Source organism: Enterococcus innesii, assembly GCF_022846515.1.
Taxonomy (GTDB): domain Bacteria; phylum Bacillota; class Bacilli; order Lactobacillales; family Enterococcaceae; genus Enterococcus_D; species Enterococcus_D innesii.
The window spans coordinates 3,321,170-3,346,716 of the sequence record NZ_AP025635.1 but is presented as its reverse complement, the minus strand read 5'-3'; the positions used below and the strand labels follow the sequence as shown (position 1 = coordinate 3,346,716).

Sequence of the window (25,547 nt, the reverse complement as noted above, 5' to 3'; positions counted from 1 at the left end):
AACCAATTAGTTTTGTATTGCTTCAATCAGTGAAATGGCTGGCTGCATCGCTTCTTCGGTCGTCCCTTCTAACACAACATAACAATACGGCTTGTATTCAGCGGTGATGGCCAATAGTTGTTGATAATCAATCATTCCTTCTCCCAATGGCACTACCTTGATTTTCCCATCGATTACTTGATAGTCTTTCAAGTGCATGCAAACGATGGCATCGCCAAAGCGGGAAAAAGCTTCCCTTGTCAAAGCGACTTGCTCTTGATAGTTCTTCGCAGTAATCAGATTGGTTGGATCAAAGATGATCCCTAAATAGTCAGAGGGTACCCGTTCCAGCAATTCTTCGATTCGGTCGATCGATGATAGTGGATGATTCAAGCCCGCTTCAATTCCTAGCATTACTTGATGTCTCTTAGCCACTTGGACCAAACGCTTGATCACCTGAACCAAATCATCGAAAACGACGTCACTAAAATTTTCCTCGGTATACCCCATATTCGGCAAAACCGAACCAGTTTCACTTGCGACCATAGCTGCATCAAAATATTTGGCATGTGAGAGATAGGTCTCGAATCTGGATAAAATCGCTTCCCGTTTTTCCAGATCAGGATGGATCAGATTACAATAACAACTTAATAAAGCGACCTGAACGTGAGATTGACCAAAAACTCGTTTGAAAAAGCGGCCTAAACCAGGGCTTAATTGCTCTGGCTCTGCCCATTGCGGGAAGGATTTATTTAATGCAAATTGAATGTTATGAATGTTTTGGGCGGCAATTTTTTGCGCTAATTCTTCTGGGGACCCATAATTCTTTACATCATGCCCCCGAACAGTTAGTTGAAACATAGCTTCTCCTTTCTTCACTGCTTTTGAAGCAAAAAGAAGACCAAGCAGCGAATCACTTCAACTGGTCTTGGTCTTCAAATCATTCAGCAGTAGCGGCTCCTCACTTCATCTATTTCTTCTCAATAGATGATCAGAACCTTTTGTGACCTTTATTGTTGTGAACGATAGTCTTCCGTGAACTCGTCAATGATCTGCTGTCCACCATTTCTTAAGAAGGTTTCGATCGCTGTATCAAACCCATCGATCTCGATTTCCCCAGTCATATATTGGTAGTAAGCGTCTGAGATTCCTTCAATCAAGCTTGACCATGAACGATCATAGGTTTCAGAGGTCAGCGATTGTGCAGGATTGATCACCGCAAACTCTTCATTTTCGCGAATCTTTTCATTGGCTAAGTTGACATAGGGGTTGCTTGAAGGGAAAACTGTTACTAATTCTGATGGACGAGACGAAGAAAATGGTTGTACTTCTTGTTGCCACTTCGTATCATCTAAACGGACATAGACACCCTCATCATCAATTTCATAATGGACCCCTTCGATCCCTTGCGTCATCAAGGTAAACGGCTCTTCGTCCATCAAATCATTGATAAATTTCAAAACAACACGTAAGTCTTCTTCGGTTTCAACATTGTTTTTCGGAATGGCTAACCAGCCGCCCATTCCACCATTGGTATCAGAAAGGATACGACGTTCCACATTTTCATGGACGATATCATTGATCAAGACCCATTCCATATGCTCTTCGGCAGTTCCAGCAGCATCATCAATGTAGTTACGTACTTCTTGCAAACCACTCAATACGATCCCACCACGACCTTGAACGATATAGTTCTTCTGGTCATTTTTCGCCATTACCGCAAAATCAGAATTCATCCAGCCGTTATCATAGATATTACGGAACCATTCCATTGCTTCTTTGTATTCTGGTTGCATAAAGGATGGCATCACTTCATCATCATCCGTGATCGTAAACCAATTGTCTGCGCCAAAGTAACCAGAAAGTGAACGGAAACCAACGTTAAAGGACTCATCACGCTCTACGAAACCAACCGTATCATCTACACCGTTGCCATCTGGATCACCTTCCGTAAAGGCCTGAGCGACAGCCGCTAATTCTTCTAATGTCGATGGCACGTCCAAGCCTAAATTATCCAACCAATCTTTTCTGACAAGGACGCCATAACGAGCGATCGGTTTTAAAAACGGAACACCATAGATATGACCATCGATCCGCGAGGACTCTAAGCGATCCTCAGAAATTTCTGCCAAATTTGGAAACTCTTCTAAATACGGTTCCACATCCCAGAACATCCCGGACGCTAGCGAGCTACGGACGGTCGTGTTATTGATTTCTGTCAGACTAACGATATCTGCTAAAGAATTTGATGCTAATGCTGCATTCAAGCGTTCTGTTTTTGATGCGTCCGGCACCCAAGTGAAATCGATCTCGATCCCTGTATATTCTTCTAATTTTTGCGTCACATCCCCAGACGGAGGCGAAGCGGTATGCAACATCGCCATCCAAGAAATGCTGGATTTTGTTTCACCTTCTGTACCTTCAGATGAACCTCCGCCATCGCCGCAGCCTGCTAAAAACAGTCCGGCACATAATAATAAACTTGCAACTTTCAACTTTTTCATTTGTTAACCTTCTTTCTCTATTTTTAGGGAGCCATCATCGCGCTGATCTTTCCCTTGATACGTAAAATATTCAAAATCGGCATAGCTTCCGGCAAAGTGATCTAAATCATGCGCACTGATTCCTATGAAATTCCCCGTAAAACCACCAGACAAGAACTGAATGTTTTGCTTTTTAAAGGGATGCCACGTTTGTGATTGCCGATAGAACCATTGGGCTTCTAGATAAGAACCGACTACTTTCAATCTGATCGGCTCACTTGTAGCAGCGAGGGGCAATTTATCTGGGAACAAGTGAAATTCTCCTTCACAACAGCGCAGCAACCGAAGGACCTTGCCTGCTTCTTCATCATAGGTCACATAGAAAAACAAATAGTTTTCTTCGTTTAAGAAAAGCGACAATCCAGCCATCTGGTTAAACGATTGGGGTTGATATTCCATCACTGTTTCAGCTTCAAAACAAAAGTCTTGTTGGCGAATCGCTAATAAGTGCTTATGAAAGTTCGATTGCATCGATTCTCCACCGATCAATCGCAAATACCCTGGTCGCTCAGTCAGATTGCACCACTGTTCATTGGGCAGCAATCGTCTACCGTTCCATGCTTTTTGCAACGATCCTTGAAAATCATCAACAAAAACAGCAGGTGATGTCTCTTGCTTCTGAACCTCGCTAGCGAGCCTGATGGTTTGATCTGGGATCGTATCATCATTGCTAAGACGCAGCCATCCTTCGTGATCCCAATAGACGGTTTGGAGTGCCGTCTCTCGTCCAAGGATCGCTGCCCCTGCTACTGGCCGAGTCATCAAATAGCTCATGACCCATTCTCCTGATGGCGCAATCGTCAAACTGCCATGACCTGTACATTGAAAAGGGGAATCTTGGCGCTGATAGGCACGCATCATGGGAAAATGCGGATCTACTTCATAAGGTCCAGTGATGGTCTTACTACGACAAACCGTTACCGCATGACCTGCACCCGTTCCTCCTTCTGCCGTCAGTAAGTAATAACACTCATTGTGGTAATAAAGATGCGGTGCTTCGGTCTTCGCCAGCTGGGTTCCAGAGAAAATTGGCACTCTGTCACCGATCAAGCGGCCTTGTGCTTCAGAGTATTCTTGAAGCACGATCCCCACCGATTTATTTGGCGTATCCTTACGATAATCCCAAAGCGCATTCAATAACCAGATACGCCCCTCTTGATCATGAAACAAGGAAGGATCAAAGCCACTACCATTTAAATAAACGGGCTCGCTCCATGGCCCATGAATCGTAGGAGCCGTCATGAGATAGTTTCGACAGTCTTTGAAGGGACGTGTCGTGTTGCGAACATTTGTATAGACACAATAGTATTGTCCGTTTGCGTAACTGATTTGCGGTGCCCAAATGCTGCAATTTGCTGCGTTGCCTAATAAATCCACTTGATTGGTCAGAATATCTGTTTCATGGGACCAATTGACTAGATCTTGAGAACAGTAGACCCGGATTCCTGGTAACCACTCAAAGGAAGAAACCGCTAAATAATAAGTATCCTCGACTTTTAAAATACTCGGATCAGGATGAAACCCTCTTAAAATCGGATTATTGATCATTGCCTTCATGCAACCCCTCCTTGTTTGCTGACTGTGTCCGTTGTTTTTTTCTTGTGTCGGTCATCACGATGGAGAAAACAAAAACCCGCCGCTAAAAAGAAACAAAAGGCAATCGGAAAAGCGATCATTTGACTACCAATCAATGTCACGACACCAGTCAAAAAATAAAGAACACACGCTTGCTTTCGATAATTACGATAGCGAACAAGCATCGTCGCCACTGAAACCAATATCAGGAGTGCCAACAGCGTGAAGCCAAACCAAGCACCGAGTGTTTGAAATTGCGCCAATGCTGCTTCTGCCGTCATTTGCTTCAGTACAGTAGGAAAAGCACTTTGAAAGATCTCTTCGAACTGCTGGACAGTCATTTGATTGATCACCAAGGAAAAGCCGCCCATAAACACCAGAGCGAGAACCATCCCGATCCAGCCAGACCATTTTGCCTTGCTCATTTTTCTATCACTCCTTCGATAGTCACCCATTCAGGACGTTGGGGACTTCTTTGGTAACAACACATTCGCTCCGTGAACGCGACCGTTTGGTGGCTTGCTGCTTTTCCCCAATCAGACCAGCCGCAAGGGACGAGCTGTTGATCAAAGCAGCAGGATAAAAAGGTGACTTTGGCGTCATTGCGCCAAGGACGGCCTAAATAATAGACTTTGTCCCCTGTCACCCGACACCGATCGAAGGTTAACCCGCTTGCTTGTTTGCTAGTTGAGGCAGCAGTAATGTAGTTCGTTTGTAGTGTATTTTTACAATGCAAGCGACACTCTTCAAAGATGGCGGAACCACCGCCAAAAATAAAATCGACTGTTCCACTGATCCTGCAATGCAAAAACAAACTCTGTTGTTGGTCAAAGATTGTTTTTCGCCAAGGACTGTTCATTGGTTCGCCCTCTTTGGTATATTTTGGCAATGGTCCCAGGCACAAGGTATCTTGAAAAGCATCGAGATGACAGTGTTCGAAGCGAATGTCATCCCCTTCGATATAGACGGCAACTGCTTGCCCGACTGCTTGCCCATACCCTGCGTCATTGATGATGGTCAGGTTTTTTACAAAGACTTCTCGGCTATTGATAAAGAGCGTCGCTGTTTGAAAGGTTCCTCTTTTTTGCCCATTCTCATCGGTTTGCTCGGCAGCCAAGTGGTAGCATAAGAACGTGTTGGGTTCCGCGATCAACGTAAGCTGGTTTTTATAGATTTTCACCTGTTCTTGGTACACGCCAGAGGCGATCGTGATCTCACAAGGTGCGTTTAAGGCTTCAGCAGCCAGCACAGCTGCTTGGATACTCGTAAAATCACCCTTTTGCGGGTCTTTACTAACCTTTAGCTTGATAGGAGGTGCTGTTTTAGAAATTCGATCCACTGCGCTCTCATCTCCTTGGTTTCTTCATGACCACCTGGCAAGCTGCGCGCCTGCCAATGCTCCTTGTAGCCCATTGCTTCATAATGCTGCCCGACCTGTTGATCCAAACGAGCGACGCCGCTTGAGGGGCATCCACGATCTTTTTTGCCAACCAAACTCAAACGCGGGCGTGGTACAATCTGTTTTTGGATCGCCGCAGTCGTAAAGTCTTTCAACACATTAGGAACATAATAGTAAAACCCATGTTTGCTTAGACGGTCCTCTTCGATCAATGCTTGATAGTCCACTTGTGCTGCCATGTCCACCACCACTGATATCCGTTCATCAAGCGCTGCCAACCACCAACTCATCAAGCCGCCCATGGAAAGTCCCAATGTGGCGATAGCGGAATATTTCACTTCTTTGCGGGAAGCAAGATAGGTCAAAAACTGTTGATTGTCATAGATTCGCTGCCCCCATAACGTTTTGCCTTGCAAGAGAAATCGCTTGTAGCTATCATTTTCACCATTTTTTCGTTCGCCAAAGCCCCACATGTCGATCACCCCAACAGCGACGCCCAGCTTCATAAATGCAGCGAATAGGCTTTCCTTTTGCATATAAGGCGGACTTTGCCGAAGTTCTTCTTTCCCTATCGTGAAGTCACCGCCATGAGAATGATTGAACAAAACGAGTGGAACAGGTTGCTGAGAGCTAGGATAAGCAAAGTAAGCAGGGACATCTTCTTCTTGATTTAATCGTAGAAGTAAATGTTCCAAGGTATAATTTTGCACCTGCTCTTTTGTTTGCTGAACCACTTGTGGTGCAACTTTCATATCAGGACCTAGCAGCTGAAGTAACTGAGGATCCCTCACAAAAAATCTCCTTGAAATGCCATAGGCTGACGATTCTCAAATGACTGTGTGACGGTGATTTCCCGACTATTCTCGATATGGAACGCTTCAGTTACGCCTTCCAAATTGATACGATCAAACTGAATATTCCGTCCACAGCCAATATAAAAGCCTTGTTTTGTCATCTCTTCGATACCTGTCATCATTGCAGGCTTTCCTGGAATTGGATGTTCAGCCATAGAGACAGCAATATCTTGGAAAGTGATATCTGAAATAAATTGTTCAGCCAAGCCATAAACAAACCCAGCGGCCGCATGGACATTCCGAGCCGAGATATTTGCAAAATGGATTCTCCGGAAATGAGGGGTTTCCTCGTTGATCGGGTACGGATTTTTATCCCAAACATACTTCTCTTTGCCTTTCGGTCCACAGAAATAGTAAAGATTTAAAGTGAATGGACAGATGACATTATCCATCACAATGTTATTCACTCGAATATCTTCGATCGTTCCGCCACGTCCACGACGGGATTTCAAACGAATCCCACGATCGGTATCTTGAAAAATACAATTACTGATGGTGACATTACGAATATCGCCGCTCATCTCACTCCCTAGAACGACTGCCCCATGCCCATGAAGCATATGGCAATTTACGATCGTGATATTCTCACAGGCGACCCGTTCTTTAGTGTCCTCCGTTCCTGATTTGATGGCGATGCAATCATCGCCAACATCAATATGACAGTTACTGATGCGGACATTTTTACAAGATTCAGGATCGATCCCATCCGTATTTGGCGAATCCGCTGGATTTTTGATGCGAAGATTATCGATCGTTAGATCTTGGCAAAGAATCGGATTGACAGTCCAACTTGGTGAATCGACAAGACGGATATCTTTCAACGTAATTTGTTGGCAAGAGTCAAAACTGATTAATTTTGGTCGTGGATAAGCAAGCTCTTCACGGTTTTCTCGAAAGGTTTTCCACCATCTTTGCCCTTGTCCATCAAGCATTCCTAGTCCTGTGACAGCGATGTTTTCCGCATTCTCGGCATATAAACAAGAGGCATAAACTTCCCGTTTGACCCCTTCCCAGCGAGACACGACGACGGGATAGTCTTTGGGATCATCAGAAAATAATAAGGTCGCCCCCAATAGTAGGTGCAGTTCGATGTTACTTTTTAAAAAGAGCGCACCTGTCGGATAGCGTCCTGCAGAAAAAGTGATTCTGCCTCCTCCTTGTTGATGCAATTCATCAATTTTTTCTTGAATCGCTTCTGTCAACAGACCTTCTTTTCCTTGTAAATCAGCTGTAGTTAATTGGATATTCATTTCTTGCTTCCTTCCTCCGTTAGTGGTTGCAGCAGTAAACTCGCTTGTAAAAAGGCACCGTATCCTTTGAAATCATTCGTGATAACGGGTTCACTGATATAGTAAACAAACGTACCATCCCGATTATCTGGTCCACCAAGACCAGCAACTTCACAGTTTCTGATCAGATTCAACCAGCCTTCTTTTGTTAAAAAGACAAACTCATCCAGCAATCCTTGATAGGTCTCTTGGGCAAACACTTGCCATTTTTGATCGATGATCCTTGCTTTGACTGCTTTCGCTGTTGCGTAACAAATCATTGAAGAAGCGGATGCTTCTAAATAATTCCCACGCTCACTGCCTTTATCTAAGACTTGATACCACACTTTTTTCTGGGGATCTCTTACTTTAGCAAGAGCTTCTAGACAGGAGACAAACATGTTTTCTAACGAATTCTTCTGCTCTGATTCCCCTAATAGCACCATCGTATCTGCGAGTGCCATCATGAACCATCCCATTGACCGTCCCCAGAAATTTTTTGAACAACCAGTCTCAGGATCTGCCCACGGCTGGACTTTTTGTTCATCCCACGCGTGATACAAAAGACCCGTTTTTGGATCTAGGGTATGCGTAAAGCATAAGGTGAATTGCTTGATGACATCTGCCAATGCTTCTGCTTTCTCAAATGTCAGTGCGTATTCTGTCAAAAATGGGGCTCCCATATATAAGCCATCTAACCACATTTGATATGGATAGATTTTTTTATGCCAGAACCCGCCTTCGCTTGTTCTTGGCATCTGCTGTAATTGTTGATACAGCGTGTCCAAGGCGATCTTGTATTTTGAAACACCTGTTTCTTTGTATAGTAAGAATAAACATTTGCCATTATTGATGTAATCGATATTCATCGCGTCCATCTGATAATTTTTGATGCGACCGTCTTCGTCAATATAAAAATCCATCGTGTTTTGGATATAGTCGAAATAACGTTTGTCACCAGTCTGTTCATAGGCTTCTTTCACGCCTTGTAAAACGACCCCGATGTCATAGGACCATTTTCCGTGATAAATTTTTTCTTTGCATAAGTAGTCATAGCGCTCAAATAACGTGTTCAAAGCAATTTCCGAATAGTTCTTCATGTACGATACTTCCTTTTATTGTAGTCTCCTCAATTCATAGAGCTGTTTCAATGAATCTGTTTTACTGGCTGTATTTCATGAGGGTTCAGCTTGTTTTGCTATTTCCAGGTGTTCTCTAGTGACAGTTTTGTTCACGAACCAGTAAAAGTCTTTGAGCCGTTTTCTTTAGATAATGACCTCATCTCCTTTACTGGCAATGGTTTGCTCCGTAGTCGATGCCGCTTTTGAAACCACCTGATCTGTTTCAATTGGGTGGATATCTTGAAGAATTTTTTTACCAGCAAGGGCAAAAACACCACCAACTAAGCTACTCCCCATCAAAAAGAGACCGATCAAGAAATAACTGCCCAGGACTAAATAGCCAAGGATCAAAATCGTCCAACTAATGATCGAATAATGCAGATAGCCTAAACCTAACAAGGCACTCCCCCGCAGGATCTCAAGCACGGTCACAAAGTTGGTAGCGGCCATGACGGTATACACGTGCATGAATAGAAAGAGGAACGCAATCAAAAAGAGGACATTCGCCACTTGGATAAACCATGGAAATGGCGCAAATATATTGGTGATCACGATTGCTGCGATAATCAAAAACAACCAACTGACCAGCACCGATTGCCGGAACCGTTCTTTACTATAGTAGAAAAAACTTTTGATCAAAGGCGGTCGTTCATGAAGACGAAGCCAGCGATCATAATATTTCATCATGGCATACGACGCAGGGCCAATGCCAAAGAGGATGCCTCCCAGGAGAGTCACACTTAGCCAAAGAAAGTGAAGGGCGATCAGCGTCAAAAATGCGAGTAATCCTTCGTTGATTTTCGTGATCTTTTCGATCGTCATGTGATCCCTTCTTTCTTAATAAATCCCGTCTTCGCCAATTTTTTTCGCCAAACGATTGGCAAAGATGACAAGAATCAAGCCAACAAGTCCTTTAAACAGCCCAACAGCTGTCGAGTAACTCAATTGACCATTTTGAATCCCGGCGGTATAGACAAAGGTATCAAAGATTTGGGCAACCTCACGGTTCATTGAGTTCATCAACAAGAACATATGCTCAAAGCCCATATCTAAGATTGAACCGATCTTTAAAATCAATAAGGTTACGATCGTCGGACGAATACAAGGCAATGTGATATGCCACATTTTTCGTAGCTTGCCAGCCCCATCCATATCCGCCGCTTCATAAAGCTGTTCATCAACATTGGTAATAGCGGCTAGATAAACGATCGTCCCCCAACCGGCACCTTTCCAAAGATCTTGGAAAATGTACATTGGACGCAACCACGTGCGACTTGTTAGAAACGGGATACGTTCGCCACCAAGACTTTCGATCATGTTATTGATCACACCACCTTCTGTCGTTAATAAAACATAGAAGATGGAAACAACGATGACCCACGACATAAAATGAGGCAAATAAATGATGGTTTGAATCCCTTTTTTCAAACCGCGATTGTTTACTTCATTTAGCATAAGTGCCAATACTATAGGAAAAGGGAAGGAAATCGTGATATTTAAGAAGAACATGATCAATGTATTGCGCATCAACATCACGAAGGTATCTTCGGTAAAGAGCCGAATAAAATGGGTGAAGCCAACAAAGGGGCTTCCTAGGATCCCCAAGAATGGTTGGTAGTCTTGAAAAGCGATGACTAACCCGCCCATCGGTATGTAACGGAAAATAAGAAAATATAAAATCCCCGGCAATACCATAATATAGAGGGCACGATTTTTTCTGATTTGCGCCCATTTTTTCTTTTTCAGCCGCAGCCGCTGTTCTTCTTCATTTAGTGGTGAGAAGTAATTATCAACTTTTGTTTCCATACTTGTTCCTCCGAATTTTTTTGATTTGATAGTCCCATGGTAGCGTGAAAAAAAGATAACGTATATAATCATTTTCTCAGCTTTGAAAAGGCATACATTTTTTAGGATTATCTCGCAGTCGAATTGGATAATCCTTTATTTATCAACGTTTGTCATGATTGTGATTTTTTTAACATGTAAAAGTGATTATATACGTTGTCCCCGCCTCATGATACGTTGGAAGTACCTATTTAAGTAAAAAAAGATGGAGGTTTTTTCTATGCAACAAACCCTGAAAAAAACGAACCGCCCGAAAAGTGAACGGGTCGTTCAAGGATTTATTATTGGCTTTCTACTACTCTTCACCTTAACGTGTCTCTTACCTTTTCTAAACATTCTCGGAAGCTCCTTTGCTTCTTCTTCTGAGATCGCGACACGAACATTTATCATTATCCCTCGTGAATTTAGCTTAAATGCTTACCGGTATATTCTCTCGACACCCACGATTTTTACGAGTATTGGTGTTTCCCTTTTTGTGACCATCGTCGGAACAGTTCTTTCAATGATCTTGACCTCTTTTATGGCCTATGCTCTTTCAAGAAAATATTTGCATGGACGCGGCATCTTCAACTTTATTGTCGTATTTACCATGTTGTTTAGCGGTGGGATGATCCCAAGTTTTATTTTGGTACAAAGCCTCGGCTTGATCGATTCTCTCTGGGCACTGATCTTACCCAGTGCGATCAGTGCATATAATATGATCATTATGAGAAACTTTTTCCAAGGAATTCCTGATAGTTTAGAAGAATCAGCAAAAATGGATGGTTGCTCTGATTGGGGCGTCTTTTTCCGTATCATCTTACCCCTTTCCTTACCATCGATTGCGACGATCTCTTTGTTCTACGCTGTTAGTTATTGGAATACTTATCAATCAGCGATTTTGTACATCAATGATTCAGCGAAATGGCCGATCCAAGTGCTCCTTCGACAAATCGTGATCGTCTCCAGCGGGATGAACGCCGATGCCGCGAGTGTCGATGTTGTCCCCCCAGCACAATCCGTAAAAATGGCCGTGATCGTCGTTGCGACGCTGCCAATGTTGATCGCCTATCCATTTGTTCAGAAGTATTTCGTGAAAGGGGCAATGGTTGGTTCCGTCAAAGGGTAACCAACAGGCAGCCAAGAAAAACGCGCTTTTTGATCGTTAATCAAAAAGCGCGTTTTTCTTTTATTCTTTGGAACGTTTGCGATACTCTCCAGGCGTCATCTGTTCTTTCTTTTTGAAAAAGCGGATGAAGTTTTGAGAGTTAGTATATTGAAGGTTAGCGGCGATTTCCTTGATCGTCATATCCTTTTCCCGCAACCATTTTTTGGCGATTTGCAACCGATAATTTTGTAAGTAATCGGCAAAATTGATGGATAATTCCTTTTTAAACACATTACTTAAGTAATTGGCATTATAATGCAACTGCTCAGCAATGCTATCTAAGGAAAGATCCTGATCGTATTGTTGGTGTACGATCAAGACCATCTTTTCAGACAAGGAGCGAATTTCTCGATCTGTTTTGGCTTGTGTCGTTTCAACGATAGGTAAAACTAACTCTTGATAGATGCTTTGCTCAACTTTGACTAAGCTGGTTTGGTTGAGCACGGATTGATAAACTTTACGACTATTTTGCAAGCTGGTATGATCTGCTCCTAAGAGTTGCCCTAGCTGAACGATACTGTTGATCAACTTAAACAAGGCGCTTTCAATCGTCAACGGATTTTTATTTTCATGGATGATTTCCCGTACAACTTCCGTGTAACTCGCTTTGATGGTCGCTAGCTCCCCACTACGCATCGCATCCAAAAAGGTACTTTCTGCTTCTCTAGGGTATTGAACGATCGCGTTATTGTCCAATTGTGCCGCAATGTCGTCAAAAAAGATAATGACTTCTTCCCCTAAATTCATTCGATAGTGCAAGGCTTCTTTGGCGTTATCAACCGCTAATTTGGTTTCTACGAGGCGGTCGTAGGATTGTGAGACCCCACAACTTATTTTAATTCTTAAATAGTCTTTTGCCGCTTGATGGATCTTTTGACAATAGGTCAATACTTGTTTTTGATCAATCGTTTTCGGAAGTTTTAAAATCGTTCCTTGGGTTTCTTGACTAGAGATGATTGGCTGAAAACGCAAATTCGCCGGAATGATCTCAGAAACGAGATTCTCAATGGCAAGCAAGAAAATATCACTGGTCGCTGTTTCTCGCCCACACAAATCATCGATTTGAATCAGTAATACGGCAAAGTGTTCCGTTTCGGATACTTCATACCCAAATTGTGACAGTTTTAAGTGAATATCTGCTTCTGAGATACAGCCGCGAAACAAGTTTAATAAAAACAAGGATTCTAACTCGGGCTTTTGATGTTCAACTTTAACAGCAAGATCATGGTTTTGATGCAAGACTTGGTCGATATCGGAAATCAATTGATTGACTTCTAATTTTTGACCTTGTTTTTTGGGCTTTAAAAGCTCTCCGATCCGATTGATGGGTGAAGTAGCCACGATCGCAATGCGATAAGATACTAATAAAAACAGGAAAATCAATAGACTACCAATCACGATCAAACCGCTTCTTAGCTCACGAATTGCTTGCGAAACACTGGCTGGCGCCAGACGGATCACATGATACCACTGATTGTAATCCGATTGTGTGACCACATACTTGTTGTTTTCTTTGTCAGTGAAGATGCCATCGCCGTGGGCAGCTGCGATCATTGTTTCGTGTAAGTCAGAATCGATCACTTCACCATTATCGAAAAGCAGTTGTCCATCTGCATGAAAAATATTCAAAAATGAATCGTCATGATCTACCACCAACTGCGCAATGGTATGGTCTTGGATTTCAGCAATCCCCAAAGCAGTGGTTTCCTGTCGAAACACAGGCAGCGTCATCACCATTTTTAAATAGCCATCTTCCGGCAACCAATACAAGTAGCGTTGGTTATCGATCAGCGCTTGAAAAGCAGCGAATTCTGTATCATCGATCTGTTTTAAGGAGCCTTCTTCGATTTTCCAATGCTGATTCAAATTCACCAATTGGTAGCTGGCGTTTTCGATCCCCATCACACCAATGTAAGCCAGTTGCGAATTGATCTCGCGTACTTGTCGATAATTCGTCACGGAAAACGGCTGTTCCATCGTATCGGAAAAACTTTGAGTACTGCTATATGTAGAAAAGGCATACTCCACCATCTGAATTTTTTGATCCAGATTTTGTTTGACTTGGTTGACCAAATTATGTTGACTTTGCAAAAAGGTTTCTTGAATGTTTTGATACGTTCGATGATAAATGACTCCACTAAAGCCGATAATTAAAGCGCTACCAATCAAAGAGACCCAAATGAAAATTTTATAGAACAAGTTGGACGTTTGATGATAGCTTAAAAAGAATTTCATAGACTCCCTCCCATTACCTAACTATCTTCTTTTATACTAGCACATCCCAGAAAAAGTTCCTATGTTATTTTGAAAAATGTTTCACGTGTGCATCCTTGGTGTATTGACATTCTCGTGGGAACAAGCTATGCTTGAATCAAGCAAAAAGGAAGAAGGTTTTCTATGGTCACGATCAAAGATATCGCCAAAGTCGCTGGTGTTTCACATACAACTGTTTCTCGTGCGTTAAACGATAGCCCATTAATTAAGCCAGAAACAAAAAATAAGATCGCAGCCATCGCTGAATCTTTACACTATGTGCCCAATGTCAATGCCAAAAGTCTGGTGAATCAAAAATCCTATATCATTGGTCTTTATTTTTCCCATCTATCCATTGGTACTTCCGATAGCTTTTTAGTCGAAGTGATCAAAGGAATCAGTGATACCCTACCATCCGAATATACTTTAGCGGTTCATGAATTATTGCAATCCGATACATTTGATGAAGAGCCGAATCGTTTAGATGGAGCGATCGTGATGAGTCAAAGTGATCGGGATGACGGCTTTATTGCTGCTCTTTCAAAGAAAAACATTCCCATCGTCGTTTTGAATCGTCAATTGCAGGATGCAACCTTGATGAATGTCACTAGTAATGATGCCCAAGGGGTCTATCAAATGATCACCTATGTGCTTGAACAAGGCTTTCGAAAGATCGCCATGATTGAAGGGATCGCTTCCTTTGGTTCCGCTAGAGAGCGTCGTAAAGGATTTATGAAAGCGATTCAAGAAAAGCAGCTTGTCTGCCCGAAAGAATACTTCGTAGCTGGCGACTACTCTTTGGAAAGTGGTCAGCTGGGTGCCCAGCAACTACTCGCTTTACCTGAACCACCTGAAGTGATTTTTTGCGCCAATGATGATATGGCGATCGGTGCGATCAATGCCTGTCATCAAGCAGGACGAAAGATCCCAGAGGAGATCGGTATCATCGGTTTTGATGATAGTTCTTTTTCTCCCTATACGTATCCCCCATTAACAACGATCCGCAAACCAGTTTATGAAATGAGTCAATTGGCAGCAACTCTGCTGTTGCAAGCATTTGCCAATCAAGTAGTTGAGAAACAACATTTCTTTGATACCTCGTTAATCATTCGTCAATCGCTGTAAGCCTCTTGTTTTCAAGAGTGCTTACGCAAAAATGTTAACGTGTGCATAACTATTTTTTAAGGAGGATTCTATGAAAAAAATTACCGAACAAACCCATCAAACTTATCCAGCCCGAGTAATTCAATTCGGGGAAGGCAATTTTATGCGGGGCTTTTTTAACTGGCAGCTGCAGCAAATGAACAAGCAAGGTCTTTTTAACGGCAGTGCCGTTGTGGTACAGCCGATCGATCACGGATTGAAAGAGCTGTTGGCACAACAAGAAAATCTCTACACCGTTATCTTAGAAGGACTTGTCGATGGCGCTTTATCTCAAACATTTGAAGTCGTCTCCACTATCGATCAAGTGTTAAATCCTTATCAGCAATGGGAAGACTATCTTGCTTTAGCCGAAGATGAGCAACTCGAGATCATCGTTTCTAATACGACGGAAGCAGGTATTGCGTTTCACCCAGAGGATTTCTTGCACGATACCCCTCCCCACAGTTTTCCTGCAAAACTGACCGCCCTTTTGTATCGTCGTTTTCAACGACAAAAACCGGGATTTTTGATCATTCCTTGCGAATTGATCGATCGGAATGGGGAAAAATTAAAAGAGATCGTCTTACAATATGCCGCATTATGGTCTTTGGAGTCAGACTTCGTCAACTGGTTAGAAAAAGAAAACACCTTCTGCTGTAGCTTAGTCGATCGGATCGTTCCAGGATATCCTCGCGACAAAGTGGCACAATACCAAGAGATTCTTGGCTATGAGGATGCCGTAATGGTCACTGCAGAACCCTTTATGTTATGGGTGATCGAAGGAAGCGGCGTAGCTGAAAAGCTCCCTTTGCAAGAAGCTGGGTTGAATGTGATCGTGACAGAAGATATGACCCCTTACCGTGAACAAAAAGTACATTTATTAAATGGTCCTCATACGGCGATGGTTCCACTTGGTCTTTTAGCGGGTTTAGAAACCGTTGAAGAAGTAATGAACGACCGTGAATTTGCAGCCTTTCTGGATGGTCTTTTTCAGGAGGAGTTGATTCCAATGCTTGATTTGCCTAAAGCGCAGCTTACAGCTTATGCGGAACAAATCAAAGAGCGCTTCAGAAATCCTTATGTGAAGCATCAGCTGCAATCGATCGCTTTAAACAGTGTTTCAAAATTCCGTGCGCGTCTTCAACCAGTCTTAACTCGTTATGTCCAACAAAACCAGCAGGTACCAAAACGAATCACTGCCGCATTGGCAGGGTTACTGACTTTCTATCTCACAAGACCCTTTCAAGATGATGAGCTAGTGACAACCATATTTCAGCAAGTGAAACAATTACCAGCAGAAAAACAGATCGCTACTCTATTAAAAAATGAGCAACTTTGGCATGCAGACCTGAGCTTCATGACAGAGACGATCAATGAAATGTGCGATTGTCTAAAACAAGACGGACCACGCCAGTTACTTGCGTCGATTGACCCCCCTGAGCCAAGTTTGAAATAAAGGAGAATCTTTATGTCCACCACATTAACAGAAACGCCCGCGCAACTATTGAAATTACACCCTAAAGACAATGTCGCAGTCGCATTAAAACCACTAGCTGCTAAAACGACCCTTCAATTTGAAGGCCAAACGATCACCCTTTTTGAGGATATTCCGCAAGGACACAAAATCGCCCTCAAAGATCTAGCACAATCACAAGACGTGATCAAATACGGCTATCCCATTGGACATCTCTTAGCTGACGTTGAAACCGGCCAATGGTTGCATACCCACAATGTCAAAACCAACCTTTCTGGTACCTTAGCATACACCTATGCCCCCGATTTGCATCCCGTCCGTTATCCAAAAAGGGCTGCGACGTTCCAAGGGTACCGTCGGGCGAATGGCAAAGTTGGGATTCGGAATGATTTACTGATCGTACCAACAGTTGGTTGCATCAATGGCATCGCAGAGATCATTGTTGAAAACTTCAAGAAGAATCATCCAGATCTTGGCACGTTTGATCATATTACGATCCTTAAACATCCCTACGGCTGCTCCCAGTTAGGCCAAGATCATCAAAACACTCGTCAAATTTTAATTGATGCGGTGCATCATCCAAATGCCGGTGGCGTCTTGGTCTTTGGCTTAGGTTGTGAGAACAACACCGTTCCCGAGTTTAAGAAAAACCTGGGTGACTACGATCCAAAGCGCGTCAAATTTATGGTGGCACAGGAAAGCGACGATGAAATTGCGGTCGGCGAAAGCTTATTAGAAGAATTACTGGAAGCAGCAAAAGAGGATCAACGAGAAGCCGTTCCCTTGAGTGAGCTAAAGATCGGGTTAAAATGTGGGGGGTCCGACGGGTTTTCTGGGATCACCGCCAACCCTTTGTTGGGGGCATTTTCTGACTTTTTAGTTTCTCAAGGTGGCAGTACTGTCTTGACGGAAGTACCCGAAATGTTTGGCGCTGAACAAGTCTTGATGGCGCGTGCACAAGATGAAGCAACCTTTGAAAAAATCCTCCATCTAATCAACGACTTTAAAGATTATTTTCTTGCTTACGGTGAACCGGTCTATGAAAATCCTTCTCCTGGCAATAAGGCAGGCGGCATCACAACACTAGAAGATAAGTCATTAGGCTGTACCCAAAAATCTGGGACTTCCGCTGTCGTCGATGTCTTAAAATATGGGGAGAAACTCCGTAAGCCAGGCTTGAGCCTGCTGGAAGGTCCAGGAAACGACCTTGTTGCCGCTTCTGCACTGGCTTCTGCCGATTGCCAACTCGTCTTATTTACCACGGGTCGCGGCACGCCATTTGGTGCCTATGTGCCGACCATGAAAATTGCCACGAATCAAGAGATTTACCATAAGAAACCCCACTGGATGGATTTCAACGCCGGTCGCTTGTTGGAAGAGCCGATGGAGGTCGTGCTGGAAGACTTTATTCAAGCGATCATCGATACTGCCAGTGGAAAACCGACGCGTAATGAAGCCAACAACGTTCGTGAGATCGCCATCTTTAAAAATGGCGTGACACTATAATCAAAGAAAAGAGGTTCGACATGTTTTTAAATGAAAACTATTTATTGCCAAATGAAATTGCTCAAACCCTTTACCATGAATATGCCAAAGAGCTGCCGATCATTGATTACCACTGCCACCTAGACCCGAAAGAAATCTATGAGGATCGGCCCTTTAAAACTATCACCGAGGCATGGCTAAGTGGCGATCATTACAAATGGCGCTTGATGCGCGCTTGTGGCGTACCAGAAGAAGCGATCACCGGCAATGCCAGTGATTATGAAAAATTTTTGGCATGGTGTCAAACAGTGCCAAAATTGGTGGGAAATCCCCTTTACAGTTGGACTCATTTAGAATTAAAACGATTTTTTGCGATCGATCTTCCCGTTACTGAAGAAAATGCCGAAACCTTGTGGACGCTATGCAACGAAAAATTGCAGCAAAAAGACTTTACTCGAAGAGCTTTGATTGCTCGCAGTAAAGTCGAGATCGTTTGCACCACAGATGATCCAGTCGATGATCTTCACTATCATCACCAATTAAGCCAAACAGAACAACGTTTTCGTGTCTTGCCGACCTTTCGACCTGACAAAGCGTTACAAATCGACCATCCGAATTTTCTTGCCTATGTTACCAAACTCGAAAAGAGTGTCGAAAACGCGATCACTACCTATGATGCTTTCTTGACAGCCTTGCGGGACCGTGTAACCTACTTTCACCAACATCACTGCCGCTTGTCTGACCATGCGCTGGATACTTTAGTGTATGCTGCAGACGAACAGTTATCCCTTGAAGCAATTTTTGCCAAAGCATTAGCTGGAGAATCTTTGGAGGAAAACGAAGTCTCGTTCTTCAAAACCAATGTTCTAGTTGAACTGATGAAGCTGTATCACGAACATGGTTGGACGATGCAACTGCATGTCCATGCGTACCGTAACTGCAATCAACGAATGTTTGAGCACTTGGGACCAGATACTGGCTATGATGGCATCAATGATCAACCACTGACTCAAAACTTGCAGAAATTATTGAACGCTGCTGATGCGCAGGACCATTTGCCTCAAACGATTCTCTACTCCTTAAATCCCAATGACTATGATGCACTCGTCGCTTTGATGGGGTGCTTCCAGCAAGAAGGCAATAATAAATTGCAGTTAGGATCTGGCTGGTGGTATAACGACACCCGCGCAGGCATGCGTCACCAATTGACGAAATTCGCAGATGGCAGTGTGATCTTTAACTTTGTCGGAATGCTGACGGATTCAAGAAGCTTTTTGTCTTACACCCGTCATGAATATTTCCGACGCGTCTTTTGTGAATGGCTTGCTGAGATCGTTGTACGTGGTGAAGCACCTGCTGATCTTCGTCAGCTAAAACCATTAGTAGAAAATGTCTGTTATCAAAACGCCAACAACTACTTCAAATTTTAGGAGAAAGACAATGGAAAAAATCGTCATCGTCGGTGATTCCACCGCATCGATCAAAGAGCCTAGCGCTCGTCCAGAAACGGGCTGGGGTGAAAAGATCTCACGCTATCTCCCCCAGCATCAAATCGTCAACTTGGCAAAAAATGGGCGTTCCTCCAAAAGCTTCATTGAAGAAGGACGCTTGTTGCAGGCAAAAAAAGAACTAGATGCTGGTGATTATCTCTTGATTCAATTTGGACACAACGATCAAAAAACAGATAGTCGTGGTACGACATCTGTAGAATATCAGCATAATTTAGCAACCTTCGTGCAAACGGCACGCCAGCAGCAAGCGACACCGATCCTATTGACCTCGATCACTCGTTTGCATTACGTGGACCAACAGCAACTTGATCCTTTGGCAGTCGGTCCTTACCCAGAAGCAATGCGTGCTTTGGCTACCTCCTTGGATGTGGTCTGTCTGGATCTTTTTGCCGCAACACAACGGTTCTTTTCAGCACTGAAACCACAACAGGCGAAAACCTATTTTCTTCATTTAGAAAAAAATCAGCATCCAAATTATCCAGCAGGCATTACGGATAACACACATTTGAACGACCAGGGTGCTACAGCCGTCGCCAAATTAGTTGCCAAATGTTTGACAAATGCTCCATTACCACTTGCACAACAAGTTCTTTTAGATTGAAACTCATTGCTCGTGTTGAAACTTCCCTTAACATAAATACGCTACCTGATTTTAAAAAGAGCAACTCAAGCAAAACGCTGCGAAGAGCATTTCCCTTCACAGCGTTTTGCTTTTCCTTCTTTTTAAAAGATTTGTTTGCCATTCCTTTGCTTCAACCCTTTTATTGCCAAGCTACCTTTTAAAGACCTGTATTTCTTGGGTGTTGTACCATAAAAATGGGAACGATTGTAATCGTCCCCATCCTTACTATTGATTGTTTTATTCAGGTTGTTTCCCGATATACGCCAAGATACCGCCATCTACATATAAGACATGGCCATTGACAAAGTTTGATGCCTCAGAAGCTAAGAAAACCGTTGGTCCTGCTAAATCTTCTGGCTCACCCCAACGGGCAGCAGGTGTTTTCGCTACGATAAATTGATCAAATGGGTGACGAGAACCGTCTGGTTGGATCTCTCGTAATGGTGCGGTTTGCGGTGTTGCAATATAACCAGGTCCGATCCCATTACATTGAATGTTAGCTGAACCAAATTCAGCACAAATGTTTTTCGTCAACATTTTCAAGCCGCCTTTAGCCGCTGCGTAACCAGCCACCGTTTCTCTTCCCAATTCACTCATCATTGAGCAAATGTTGATGATTTTTCCATGTCCTTTTTTGATCATTGACGGTAAGACTGCTTTTGAAACGATAAATGGAGCGTTCAAGTCCACGTCAACGACTTGGCGGAAGTCTTCAGCAGACATCTCCAACATCGGGATTCGTTTGATGATCCCAGCATTATTGACTAAGATATCGATCACGCCAACTTCTTCTTCGATCTGCTTGACCATTTCGTTGACTGCTTTTTCATCCGTTACATCACAGACATAGCCGTGGGCTTCGATCCCTGCTTCACGATAGTTTGCTAATCCTTTATCCACTGATTCTTGATCCAAGTTGTTAAAAACGATCGTTGCTCCTGCTGCTGCTAGTGAACGAGCGATCGTAAAACCGATCCCATAGACAGCGCCTGTCACTAAGGCGATTTTACCATCTAAACGAAATTGATCCATTGAAAAATCCATAATTGATAAACCCTCTTTCTTTTTATTTTAAGTCGTCCATAGCCACCATATCCATATCGGTATAGGTGATGTTTTCGCCACACATTGCCCAGATAAAGGAGTAGTTACTGGTTCCAACACCCGAATGGATCGACCAGCTTGGAGAAATAACGGCTTGTTCTTCACTAACCACTAAATGCTTCGTTTCATCTGGTTTGCCCATCATATGGAATACTTTTGTATCTTCATTAGCAAAATCAAAATACACATATGCTTCCATCCGACGTTCATGAGTATGGCTGGGCATCGTATTCCAAGCACTGCCTGGTTCTAAGATCGTGTACCCCATTTGTAATTGACAGCTTTCGCAAACATTTGGGTGAATGTATTGATAAATTTTCCGTTCATTTAATGTCAAGCCCTCACCAGTCTCCATTGGTGTGACTTGATCGATACTAATTTTTACATTTGGGTATTTCTTATGTGCTGGAACGCAAGATAGATAGAATTTCGCTGGATTTGCTGGATCATCTGAGTGGAACAAGACTTGTTTGGTTTCCTTGCCGATATAGTAACCGTCTTGTTTCTTCATTGGTTCTTTTTGGCCATCGATCGTGATCGCACCGGGTCCTCCAATATTGATGACGCCTAATTCACGGCGTTCTAAGAAGTACTCCACCCCTAGTTCACTGCTTAATTGCACTTCTAACGCTTCTTCTGTCGGTGTCACTCCGCCAAAGATCATCCGATCATTGTGGGTATAGGTCAGCATGATTTGTCCCGGTGTGAAAATTTTCTCTACCAAAAATTCTCTGCGTAATTCTTCGGTACTATAGTGACGAATATCAAGTGGACTATGGGTATAGCGTGTTTCCATGTGTTGCATGTTTAACTTCCTCCTATCGGATAATTTTTCCTGAACCTGTTGCAATAAATTCTTGTATCTCATTGGCGCTAAACTGATTACAGTCGCCATGGATCGTATGCTTCAAGGCAGATGCGGCAGTTGCAAAATCAATGATTTCTTGGTCTTGTTTCTTCGTGACAAGACCATGTAGGATACCAGCTGAAAAGGCATCGCCACCTCCGACGCGATCAACGATTGGATTGATCTCATGGGTTGCAGAAACGACATAATTGCCGTTGTGCCATAGGCTTCCTGTCAATTGATTGTGACTTGCTGAGAGCACCTGACGACTAGTTGAATAAAAGAGCTGGATATTTGGGTATTTCCGATGCATTTCTTGATAATAGTAGTCATCTTCGACTTCCTCTGTTGGAGCTGCTACATCCATAAAGACTTGGGCATCTAACTGTCCTGCTGAGCAATAATCGACATAGGGGAGCACTTCTTGCAAAAAGACGCGCGCTTCAGCAGTCGTCCACAGCTTTCCACGATAATTGATATCGAAACTGATTTTACAACTAGCTGCTTTCGCTTCTTTGATCAACGTCAGCAAAAGTGTCTGCCAAGTCGTTGAAAGAGCGGGCGTGATCCCTGAAAGGTGAACAATGTCAATCCCATCAAAAAGGTCAGACTGCCACTCATTTTCTTTCATTCGAGCAAAGCTAGAGCCTGCGCGATCATAAACCACTCGCGCTGCTCGTTCCCCGATACCGGTTTCAATATAGTAAGTACCTAGTCGGGAACCGCCACGAAGCAAGTGGCGACAATCGACGCCATAGCTTCGTAAATGTTGAAAAACGGCATCTCCTAAAGCATTTTTCGGCACTTTACTAGCAAAAGAAACGCGATGACCAAAATTCGCCAAGGAGATCGCAACATTGGCTTCCCCACCGCCATAATGGGCAGCAAACATCGAACTATGGGCGATTCGGTCGCCTAACGTTGTCGATAGACGCAACATGATTTCTCCTAGTGTCAGAATGTTTGCCATCTTACTTTCCTCGAATCTCTTTTAATTTTGCCGCATATTGTTTCGCTACTTCTGTTACTTTGTCAAAATCCCCACTTGCTGCTGGTGCTAACAAATTCCCCCCTACACCAACGGCTACGACACCCGCTGCAAACCATTCTTGCATGTTGTCTAAGCTGAAACCACCTGTCGGCATAATGTTTAATTGTGGCAATGGCGCTTTGAAGGCCGAGATGATACTTGGTCCATACGCACTACCCGGGAATAGTTTAATGATATCTGCGCCTGCTTTTAAGGCGTCCTTCATTTCTGAAATGGTCATGCAACCAGGCAGATAAGGAATTTGATATAAATTACATAATTCAGCCGTTTCTTGATCAAAAGTTGGGCTGACAACATATTCTGCTCCTGCCATAATCGCTAAGCGGGCGGTAACTGCATCAAGAACGGTCCCAGCACCAACGACTACCTCTGGATTCTCTTTGAAGGTTGTTACCAATTCAGCGATTACATCCGCCGCTTGAGGCACTGTAAAAGTCAACTCAATGCCGGTGATCCCCCCTGCAACGATCGCTTTACTTGCTTGTAGTGCTTCTTCTTTTGAAGCGCCACGCACAACAGCGATCACGCCGCTTTCTTTTAGTTTCATTAAATTCGCTACTTTTTTCATTGAGACCCTCCATTTATTTCCTATTTGGAAAATGGTATTTATTATAAAGAAACTTACACGTTTATTATACCGTTCTCGTTTTTATTTGCAAGGGCTTTCCATTAAAAAGTTTATAATGCTTGTTCAATTTGTTGTTTTGTCGCAATAATCGCATCGATCAATGTCATTTTGTATTCTGGGGTCAAGCGGTATTTCGGTAGGCTGATAGAAAACGCCCCAACGATCTCCTGATCTTTTATCAGTGAGGCACCGATGCAATAGATTTCTTGTTCCATTTCTTCATCATCAAAGGCTACTTGGTTTTCTTTTGCCTGCTCCAATTCTTTCCTCAACTTCAACTGGTTCGTAATGGTGTTTTCCGTATAAGCGGTTAAAGGCGTTGCTGCCAAATATTCTTCCACTTGAGGGGCATCAAACTCCGCTAAAACGGCTTTCCCCATGGCAGAGCTATACAACGGTCTTGTGATCCCTACTTTTGAAGACATGCGGATCGTTTGATTGTGGGGCTCCAATTTATTGACATAAAGAATCTCATTGGCAGTCAAAACCCCTAAGTGGATCGTTTCATCCGCCGTTTTCTGCAATGCTTCCAAGTAAGGCAAGCTGATTTCCACTAAATCAAGCTCTTGAATGTTTTGATTGGCATACTTGATCAGCTTAGACCCTAAGCGATAATTCTTCTCTTTGTCGCGTTTGACATAGCCGATCATTTGCAGCGTTTCTAATATTTTCAAAGCTGTGGATGGGGTTAGTTTCGTTGCTTCTGAAATTTCTTGCAATGGTTTACTGGGCGCTTCTGCGAGATAATCTAAAATGGTTGCTGCTTTTAGTAGTACGGTTCCATATGGTTTTTGCGTCATCATTTCTCCACCTTTATTTTCTATATAAGAAATTATAATATCTTTTTAGGAAATGCACAATCTTTTTTCCTATATATCAGTATGACGCGATTCCTATTTTACTTTCTGTCGTTATTCATTGTATGATGAAGACAAGACAAAGGAGTGCCGAACAATGGACTTAAATGTATTGATCAAAGGAAAAAAATTGACTGACAATGAGCTGCAAATTCTTGATTATTTGCTTGCAAATACCGCTGCGATCGATGGACTGCCCTTAAGAGAAATCGCTAAAGCGGTCTACACTTCCCCCGCAACCATCGTGCGGCTTGCGCAAAAATTAGGTTTTTCTGGCTATCTAGAGCTACTTTACTTCTTAAAGAATCGCTTGAAAAATCAGACGATCACTGAAGCCGCCATCGATTACCAAATTGACGCTGCCAGTATTGCAGATACGATCGACGCGATCAAAGAAATCTATGGACAAAATAAGCACAAGTTTATTACGATTTATGCAACAGGTTTTTCGGGGATCGTGGCAGAATACCTCCACAAAAAAATGCTGGTCAACGGCATCAAAACCTTATTAGTCAGTGCTTCTGACTCAGGTGGGATCATTAGTAACAACATCGAGAACATCAGTATGTTGATCACCATCTCTAAATCTGGCGAAACACAAAAAGTGCTGGAAAAGATGGCATTAGCCAATGAACATCACATACCAACTGTTTTATTTTGCGGGAACGGTGATCATCGCGCCAATCAACTAGCGACCTTTTCCTTTGAAGTGACAGATGAACGTCCCTACGACACCCAAAACATCCAGTACACTAGCTTCTTTGGTAAATTACTCTTATTAATGGAATATATCGTCGACGCTTTTACCCGTGTTGAAACAGAAAACCAGCAACCCTAGTGG

General features: G+C 43.1%; 23 protein-coding genes. 7 read left to right on the top strand and 16 right to left on the bottom strand.

Annotated elements, in window-relative coordinates:
• Window positions 1–6: 6 nt before the first annotated feature.
• The 10 genes from ENLAB_RS15620 to ENLAB_RS15575 all read right to left on the bottom strand — a co-directional run bounded on the left by ENLAB_RS15620 (window position 7) and on the right by ENLAB_RS15575 (window position 10,545).
• On the bottom strand, window positions 7–840 hold the full coding sequence (locus ENLAB_RS15620; RefSeq protein WP_244351927.1) for a sugar phosphate isomerase/epimerase family protein: 834 nt from the start codon (window positions 838–840) through the stop codon (window positions 7–9).
• A gap of 149 nt (window positions 841–989) precedes the next feature.
• Complete coding sequence (locus ENLAB_RS15615) at window positions 990–2,483, bottom strand: extracellular solute-binding protein (RefSeq protein WP_216682727.1); 1,494 nt, start codon at window positions 2,481–2,483, stop codon at window positions 990–992.
• A gap of 3 nt (window positions 2,484–2,486) precedes the next feature.
• Entirely contained in the window at window positions 2,487–4,079 is a 1,593-nt protein-coding gene (locus tag ENLAB_RS15610; protein ID WP_244351926.1) for a glycoside hydrolase family 43 protein, read from the bottom strand.
• Window positions 4,076–4,522: a DUF4064 domain-containing protein gene (locus tag ENLAB_RS15605; protein WP_096742564.1), complete on the bottom strand. Its 447-nt coding sequence runs from the start codon at window positions 4,520–4,522 to the stop codon at window positions 4,076–4,078. The genes ENLAB_RS15610 and ENLAB_RS15605 overlap by 4 nt, the downstream gene beginning before the upstream one ends.
• Complete coding sequence (locus ENLAB_RS15600) at window positions 4,519–5,436, bottom strand: pectinesterase family protein (RefSeq protein ID WP_216682724.1); 918 nt, start codon at window positions 5,434–5,436, stop codon at window positions 4,519–4,521. Before ENLAB_RS15600 ends, ENLAB_RS15605 begins: the two co-directional genes overlap by 4 nt.
• On the bottom strand, window positions 5,397–6,287 hold the full coding sequence (locus ENLAB_RS15595; RefSeq protein ID WP_244351925.1) for a dienelactone hydrolase family protein: 891 nt from the start codon (window positions 6,285–6,287) through the stop codon (window positions 5,397–5,399). Before ENLAB_RS15595 ends, ENLAB_RS15600 begins: the two co-directional genes overlap by 40 nt.
• The gene (locus ENLAB_RS15590; protein WP_244351924.1) at window positions 6,284–7,600 is read right to left on the bottom strand and encodes a glycoside hydrolase family 28 protein; all 1,317 of its coding nucleotides are present in this window, start codon (window positions 7,598–7,600) and stop codon (window positions 6,284–6,286) included. The genes ENLAB_RS15595 and ENLAB_RS15590 overlap by 4 nt, the downstream gene beginning before the upstream one ends.
• Entirely contained in the window at window positions 7,597–8,718 is a 1,122-nt protein-coding gene (locus tag ENLAB_RS15585) for a glycoside hydrolase family 88/105 protein (RefSeq protein ID WP_244351923.1), read from the bottom strand. The genes ENLAB_RS15590 and ENLAB_RS15585 overlap by 4 nt, the downstream gene beginning before the upstream one ends.
• 165 nt (window positions 8,719–8,883) lie before the next feature.
• Window positions 8,884–9,561, bottom strand: coding sequence for a DUF624 domain-containing protein (locus ENLAB_RS15580; protein ID WP_244351921.1), 678 nt, complete (start codon window positions 9,559–9,561; stop codon window positions 8,884–8,886).
• 15 nt (window positions 9,562–9,576) lie between these two features.
• On the bottom strand, window positions 9,577–10,545 hold the full coding sequence (locus tag ENLAB_RS15575; protein WP_244351920.1) for an ABC transporter permease: 969 nt from the start codon (window positions 10,543–10,545) through the stop codon (window positions 9,577–9,579).
• Window positions 10,546–10,804: 259 nt separating this feature from the next.
• Between ENLAB_RS15575 and ENLAB_RS15570 the strand changes: the two genes are divergently transcribed.
• On the top strand, window positions 10,805–11,692 hold the full coding sequence (locus ENLAB_RS15570) for a carbohydrate ABC transporter permease (protein WP_015509917.1): 888 nt from the start codon (window positions 10,805–10,807) through the stop codon (window positions 11,690–11,692).
• Between the two features lie 60 nt (window positions 11,693–11,752).
• Here ENLAB_RS15570 and ENLAB_RS15565 read toward each other — a convergent pair whose 3' ends face one another.
• Entirely contained in the window at window positions 11,753–13,966 is a 2,214-nt protein-coding gene (locus ENLAB_RS15565) for an AraC family transcriptional regulator (protein ID WP_244351919.1), read from the bottom strand.
• Between the two features lie 162 nt (window positions 13,967–14,128).
• Here ENLAB_RS15565 and ENLAB_RS15560 point away from each other — a divergent pair, with 162 nt between their 5' ends.
• The 5 genes from ENLAB_RS15560 (at window position 14,129) to ENLAB_RS15540 (ending at window position 20,198) form a co-directional block, all read left to right on the top strand.
• Complete coding sequence (locus tag ENLAB_RS15560; protein ID WP_244351918.1) at window positions 14,129–15,109, top strand: LacI family DNA-binding transcriptional regulator; 981 nt, start codon at window positions 14,129–14,131, stop codon at window positions 15,107–15,109.
• Window positions 15,110–15,179: 70 nt separating this feature from the next.
• Complete coding sequence (locus ENLAB_RS15555) at window positions 15,180–16,583, top strand: tagaturonate reductase (RefSeq protein WP_244351917.1); 1,404 nt, start codon at window positions 15,180–15,182, stop codon at window positions 16,581–16,583.
• Window positions 16,584–16,595: 12 nt separating this feature from the next.
• A complete protein-coding gene (locus tag ENLAB_RS15550; RefSeq protein WP_244351916.1) occupies window positions 16,596–18,107 on the top strand; it encodes a UxaA family hydrolase in 1,512 nt (503 codons plus the stop codon).
• Between the two features lie 20 nt (window positions 18,108–18,127).
• Complete coding sequence (uxaC, locus tag ENLAB_RS15545) at window positions 18,128–19,516, top strand: glucuronate isomerase (RefSeq protein WP_244351915.1); 1,389 nt, start codon at window positions 18,128–18,130, stop codon at window positions 19,514–19,516.
• Window positions 19,517–19,526: 10 nt separating this feature from the next.
• Window positions 19,527–20,198: a rhamnogalacturonan acetylesterase gene (locus ENLAB_RS15540; RefSeq protein ID WP_244351914.1), complete on the top strand. Its 672-nt coding sequence runs from the start codon at window positions 19,527–19,529 to the stop codon at window positions 20,196–20,198.
• A 258-nt stretch (window positions 20,199–20,456) separates the two neighbouring features.
• On the opposite strand, the gene ENLAB_RS15535 is transcribed toward ENLAB_RS15540, so the two are convergent.
• From ENLAB_RS15535 to ENLAB_RS15515, 5 genes are all read right to left on the bottom strand, one after another.
• Window positions 20,457–21,263 (bottom strand): gluconate 5-dehydrogenase, encoded by an 807-nt coding sequence (locus tag ENLAB_RS15535; protein WP_005229917.1) that lies wholly within the window; start codon window positions 21,261–21,263, stop codon window positions 20,457–20,459.
• Between the two features lie 22 nt (window positions 21,264–21,285).
• The gene (gene kduI / locus ENLAB_RS15530) at window positions 21,286–22,128 is read right to left on the bottom strand and encodes a 5-dehydro-4-deoxy-D-glucuronate isomerase (protein WP_005229915.1); all 843 of its coding nucleotides are present in this window, start codon (window positions 22,126–22,128) and stop codon (window positions 21,286–21,288) included.
• Between the two features lie 13 nt (window positions 22,129–22,141).
• Window positions 22,142–23,140: a sugar kinase gene (locus tag ENLAB_RS15525; protein WP_244351913.1), complete on the bottom strand. Its 999-nt coding sequence runs from the start codon at window positions 23,138–23,140 to the stop codon at window positions 22,142–22,144.
• A 1-nt stretch (window position 23,141) separates the two neighbouring features.
• Window positions 23,142–23,789 carry a bifunctional 4-hydroxy-2-oxoglutarate aldolase/2-dehydro-3-deoxy-phosphogluconate aldolase gene (locus tag ENLAB_RS15520; RefSeq protein WP_244351911.1) on the bottom strand — a complete coding sequence of 216 codons (648 nt, stop codon included), beginning with the start codon at window positions 23,787–23,789 and terminating at the stop codon, window positions 23,142–23,144.
• A 110-nt stretch (window positions 23,790–23,899) separates the two neighbouring features.
• On the bottom strand, window positions 23,900–24,652 hold the full coding sequence (locus tag ENLAB_RS15515; protein ID WP_077453839.1) for an IclR family transcriptional regulator: 753 nt from the start codon (window positions 24,650–24,652) through the stop codon (window positions 23,900–23,902).
• Window positions 24,653–24,803: 151 nt separating this feature from the next.
• On the opposite strand from ENLAB_RS15515, the gene ENLAB_RS15510 reads away from it, so the two are divergent.
• The gene (locus tag ENLAB_RS15510; RefSeq protein ID WP_144771488.1) at window positions 24,804–25,544 is read left to right on the top strand and encodes a MurR/RpiR family transcriptional regulator; all 741 of its coding nucleotides are present in this window, start codon (window positions 24,804–24,806) and stop codon (window positions 25,542–25,544) included.
• The last annotated feature ends 3 nt before the right edge of the window (window positions 25,545–25,547 follow it).

Bases quoted from the DNA above. Each gene is read 5' to 3' on its own strand.
- ENLAB_RS15605 (WP_096742564.1), bottom strand. From the start codon at position 4,522: ATGAGCAAGGCAAAATGGTCTGGCTGGATCGGGATGGTTCTCGCTCTG.
- ENLAB_RS15565 (WP_244351919.1), bottom strand. From the start codon at position 13,966: ATGAAATTCTTTTTAAGCTATCATCAAACGTCCAACTTGTTCTATAAA.
- ENLAB_RS15580 (WP_244351921.1), bottom strand. From the start codon at position 9,561: ATGACGATCGAAAAGATCACGAAAATCAACGAAGGATTACTCGCATTT.
- ENLAB_RS15610 (WP_244351926.1), bottom strand. From the start codon at position 4,079: ATGAAGGCAATGATCAATAATCCGATTTTAAGAGGGTTTCATCCTGAT.
- ENLAB_RS15615 (WP_216682727.1), bottom strand. From the start codon at position 2,483: ATGAAAAAGTTGAAAGTTGCAAGTTTATTATTATGTGCCGGACTGTTT.
- ENLAB_RS15510 (WP_144771488.1), top strand. From the start codon at position 24,804: ATGGACTTAAATGTATTGATCAAAGGAAAAAAATTGACTGACAATGAG.
- ENLAB_RS15570 (WP_015509917.1), top strand. From the start codon at position 10,805: ATGCAACAAACCCTGAAAAAAACGAACCGCCCGAAAAGTGAACGGGTC.
- ENLAB_RS15555 (WP_244351917.1), top strand. From the start codon at position 15,180: ATGAAAAAAATTACCGAACAAACCCATCAAACTTATCCAGCCCGAGTA.
- kduI (WP_005229915.1), bottom strand. From the start codon at position 22,128: ATGCAACACATGGAAACACGCTATACCCATAGTCCACTTGATATTCGT.
- ENLAB_RS15535 (WP_005229917.1), bottom strand. From the start codon at position 21,263: ATGGATTTTTCAATGGATCAATTTCGTTTAGATGGTAAAATCGCCTTA.
- ENLAB_RS15560 (WP_244351918.1), top strand. From the start codon at position 14,129: ATGGTCACGATCAAAGATATCGCCAAAGTCGCTGGTGTTTCACATACA.
- ENLAB_RS15525 (WP_244351913.1), bottom strand. From the start codon at position 23,140: ATGGCAAACATTCTGACACTAGGAGAAATCATGTTGCGTCTATCGACA.
- ENLAB_RS15550 (WP_244351916.1), top strand. From the start codon at position 16,596: ATGTCCACCACATTAACAGAAACGCCCGCGCAACTATTGAAATTACAC.
- ENLAB_RS15585 (WP_244351923.1), bottom strand. From the start codon at position 8,718: ATGAAGAACTATTCGGAAATTGCTTTGAACACGTTATTTGAGCGCTAT.
- ENLAB_RS15540 (WP_244351914.1), top strand. From the start codon at position 19,527: ATGGAAAAAATCGTCATCGTCGGTGATTCCACCGCATCGATCAAAGAG.
- ENLAB_RS15520 (WP_244351911.1), bottom strand. From the start codon at position 23,789: ATGAAAAAAGTAGCGAATTTAATGAAACTAAAAGAAAGCGGCGTGATC.
- ENLAB_RS15620 (WP_244351927.1), bottom strand. From the start codon at position 840: ATGTTTCAACTAACTGTTCGGGGGCATGATGTAAAGAATTATGGGTCC.
- ENLAB_RS15590 (WP_244351924.1), bottom strand. From the start codon at position 7,600: ATGAATATCCAATTAACTACAGCTGATTTACAAGGAAAAGAAGGTCTG.
- ENLAB_RS15575 (WP_244351920.1), bottom strand. From the start codon at position 10,545: ATGGAAACAAAAGTTGATAATTACTTCTCACCACTAAATGAAGAAGAA.
- uxaC (WP_244351915.1), top strand. From the start codon at position 18,128: ATGTTTTTAAATGAAAACTATTTATTGCCAAATGAAATTGCTCAAACC.
- ENLAB_RS15515 (WP_077453839.1), bottom strand. From the start codon at position 24,652: ATGATGACGCAAAAACCATATGGAACCGTACTACTAAAAGCAGCAACC.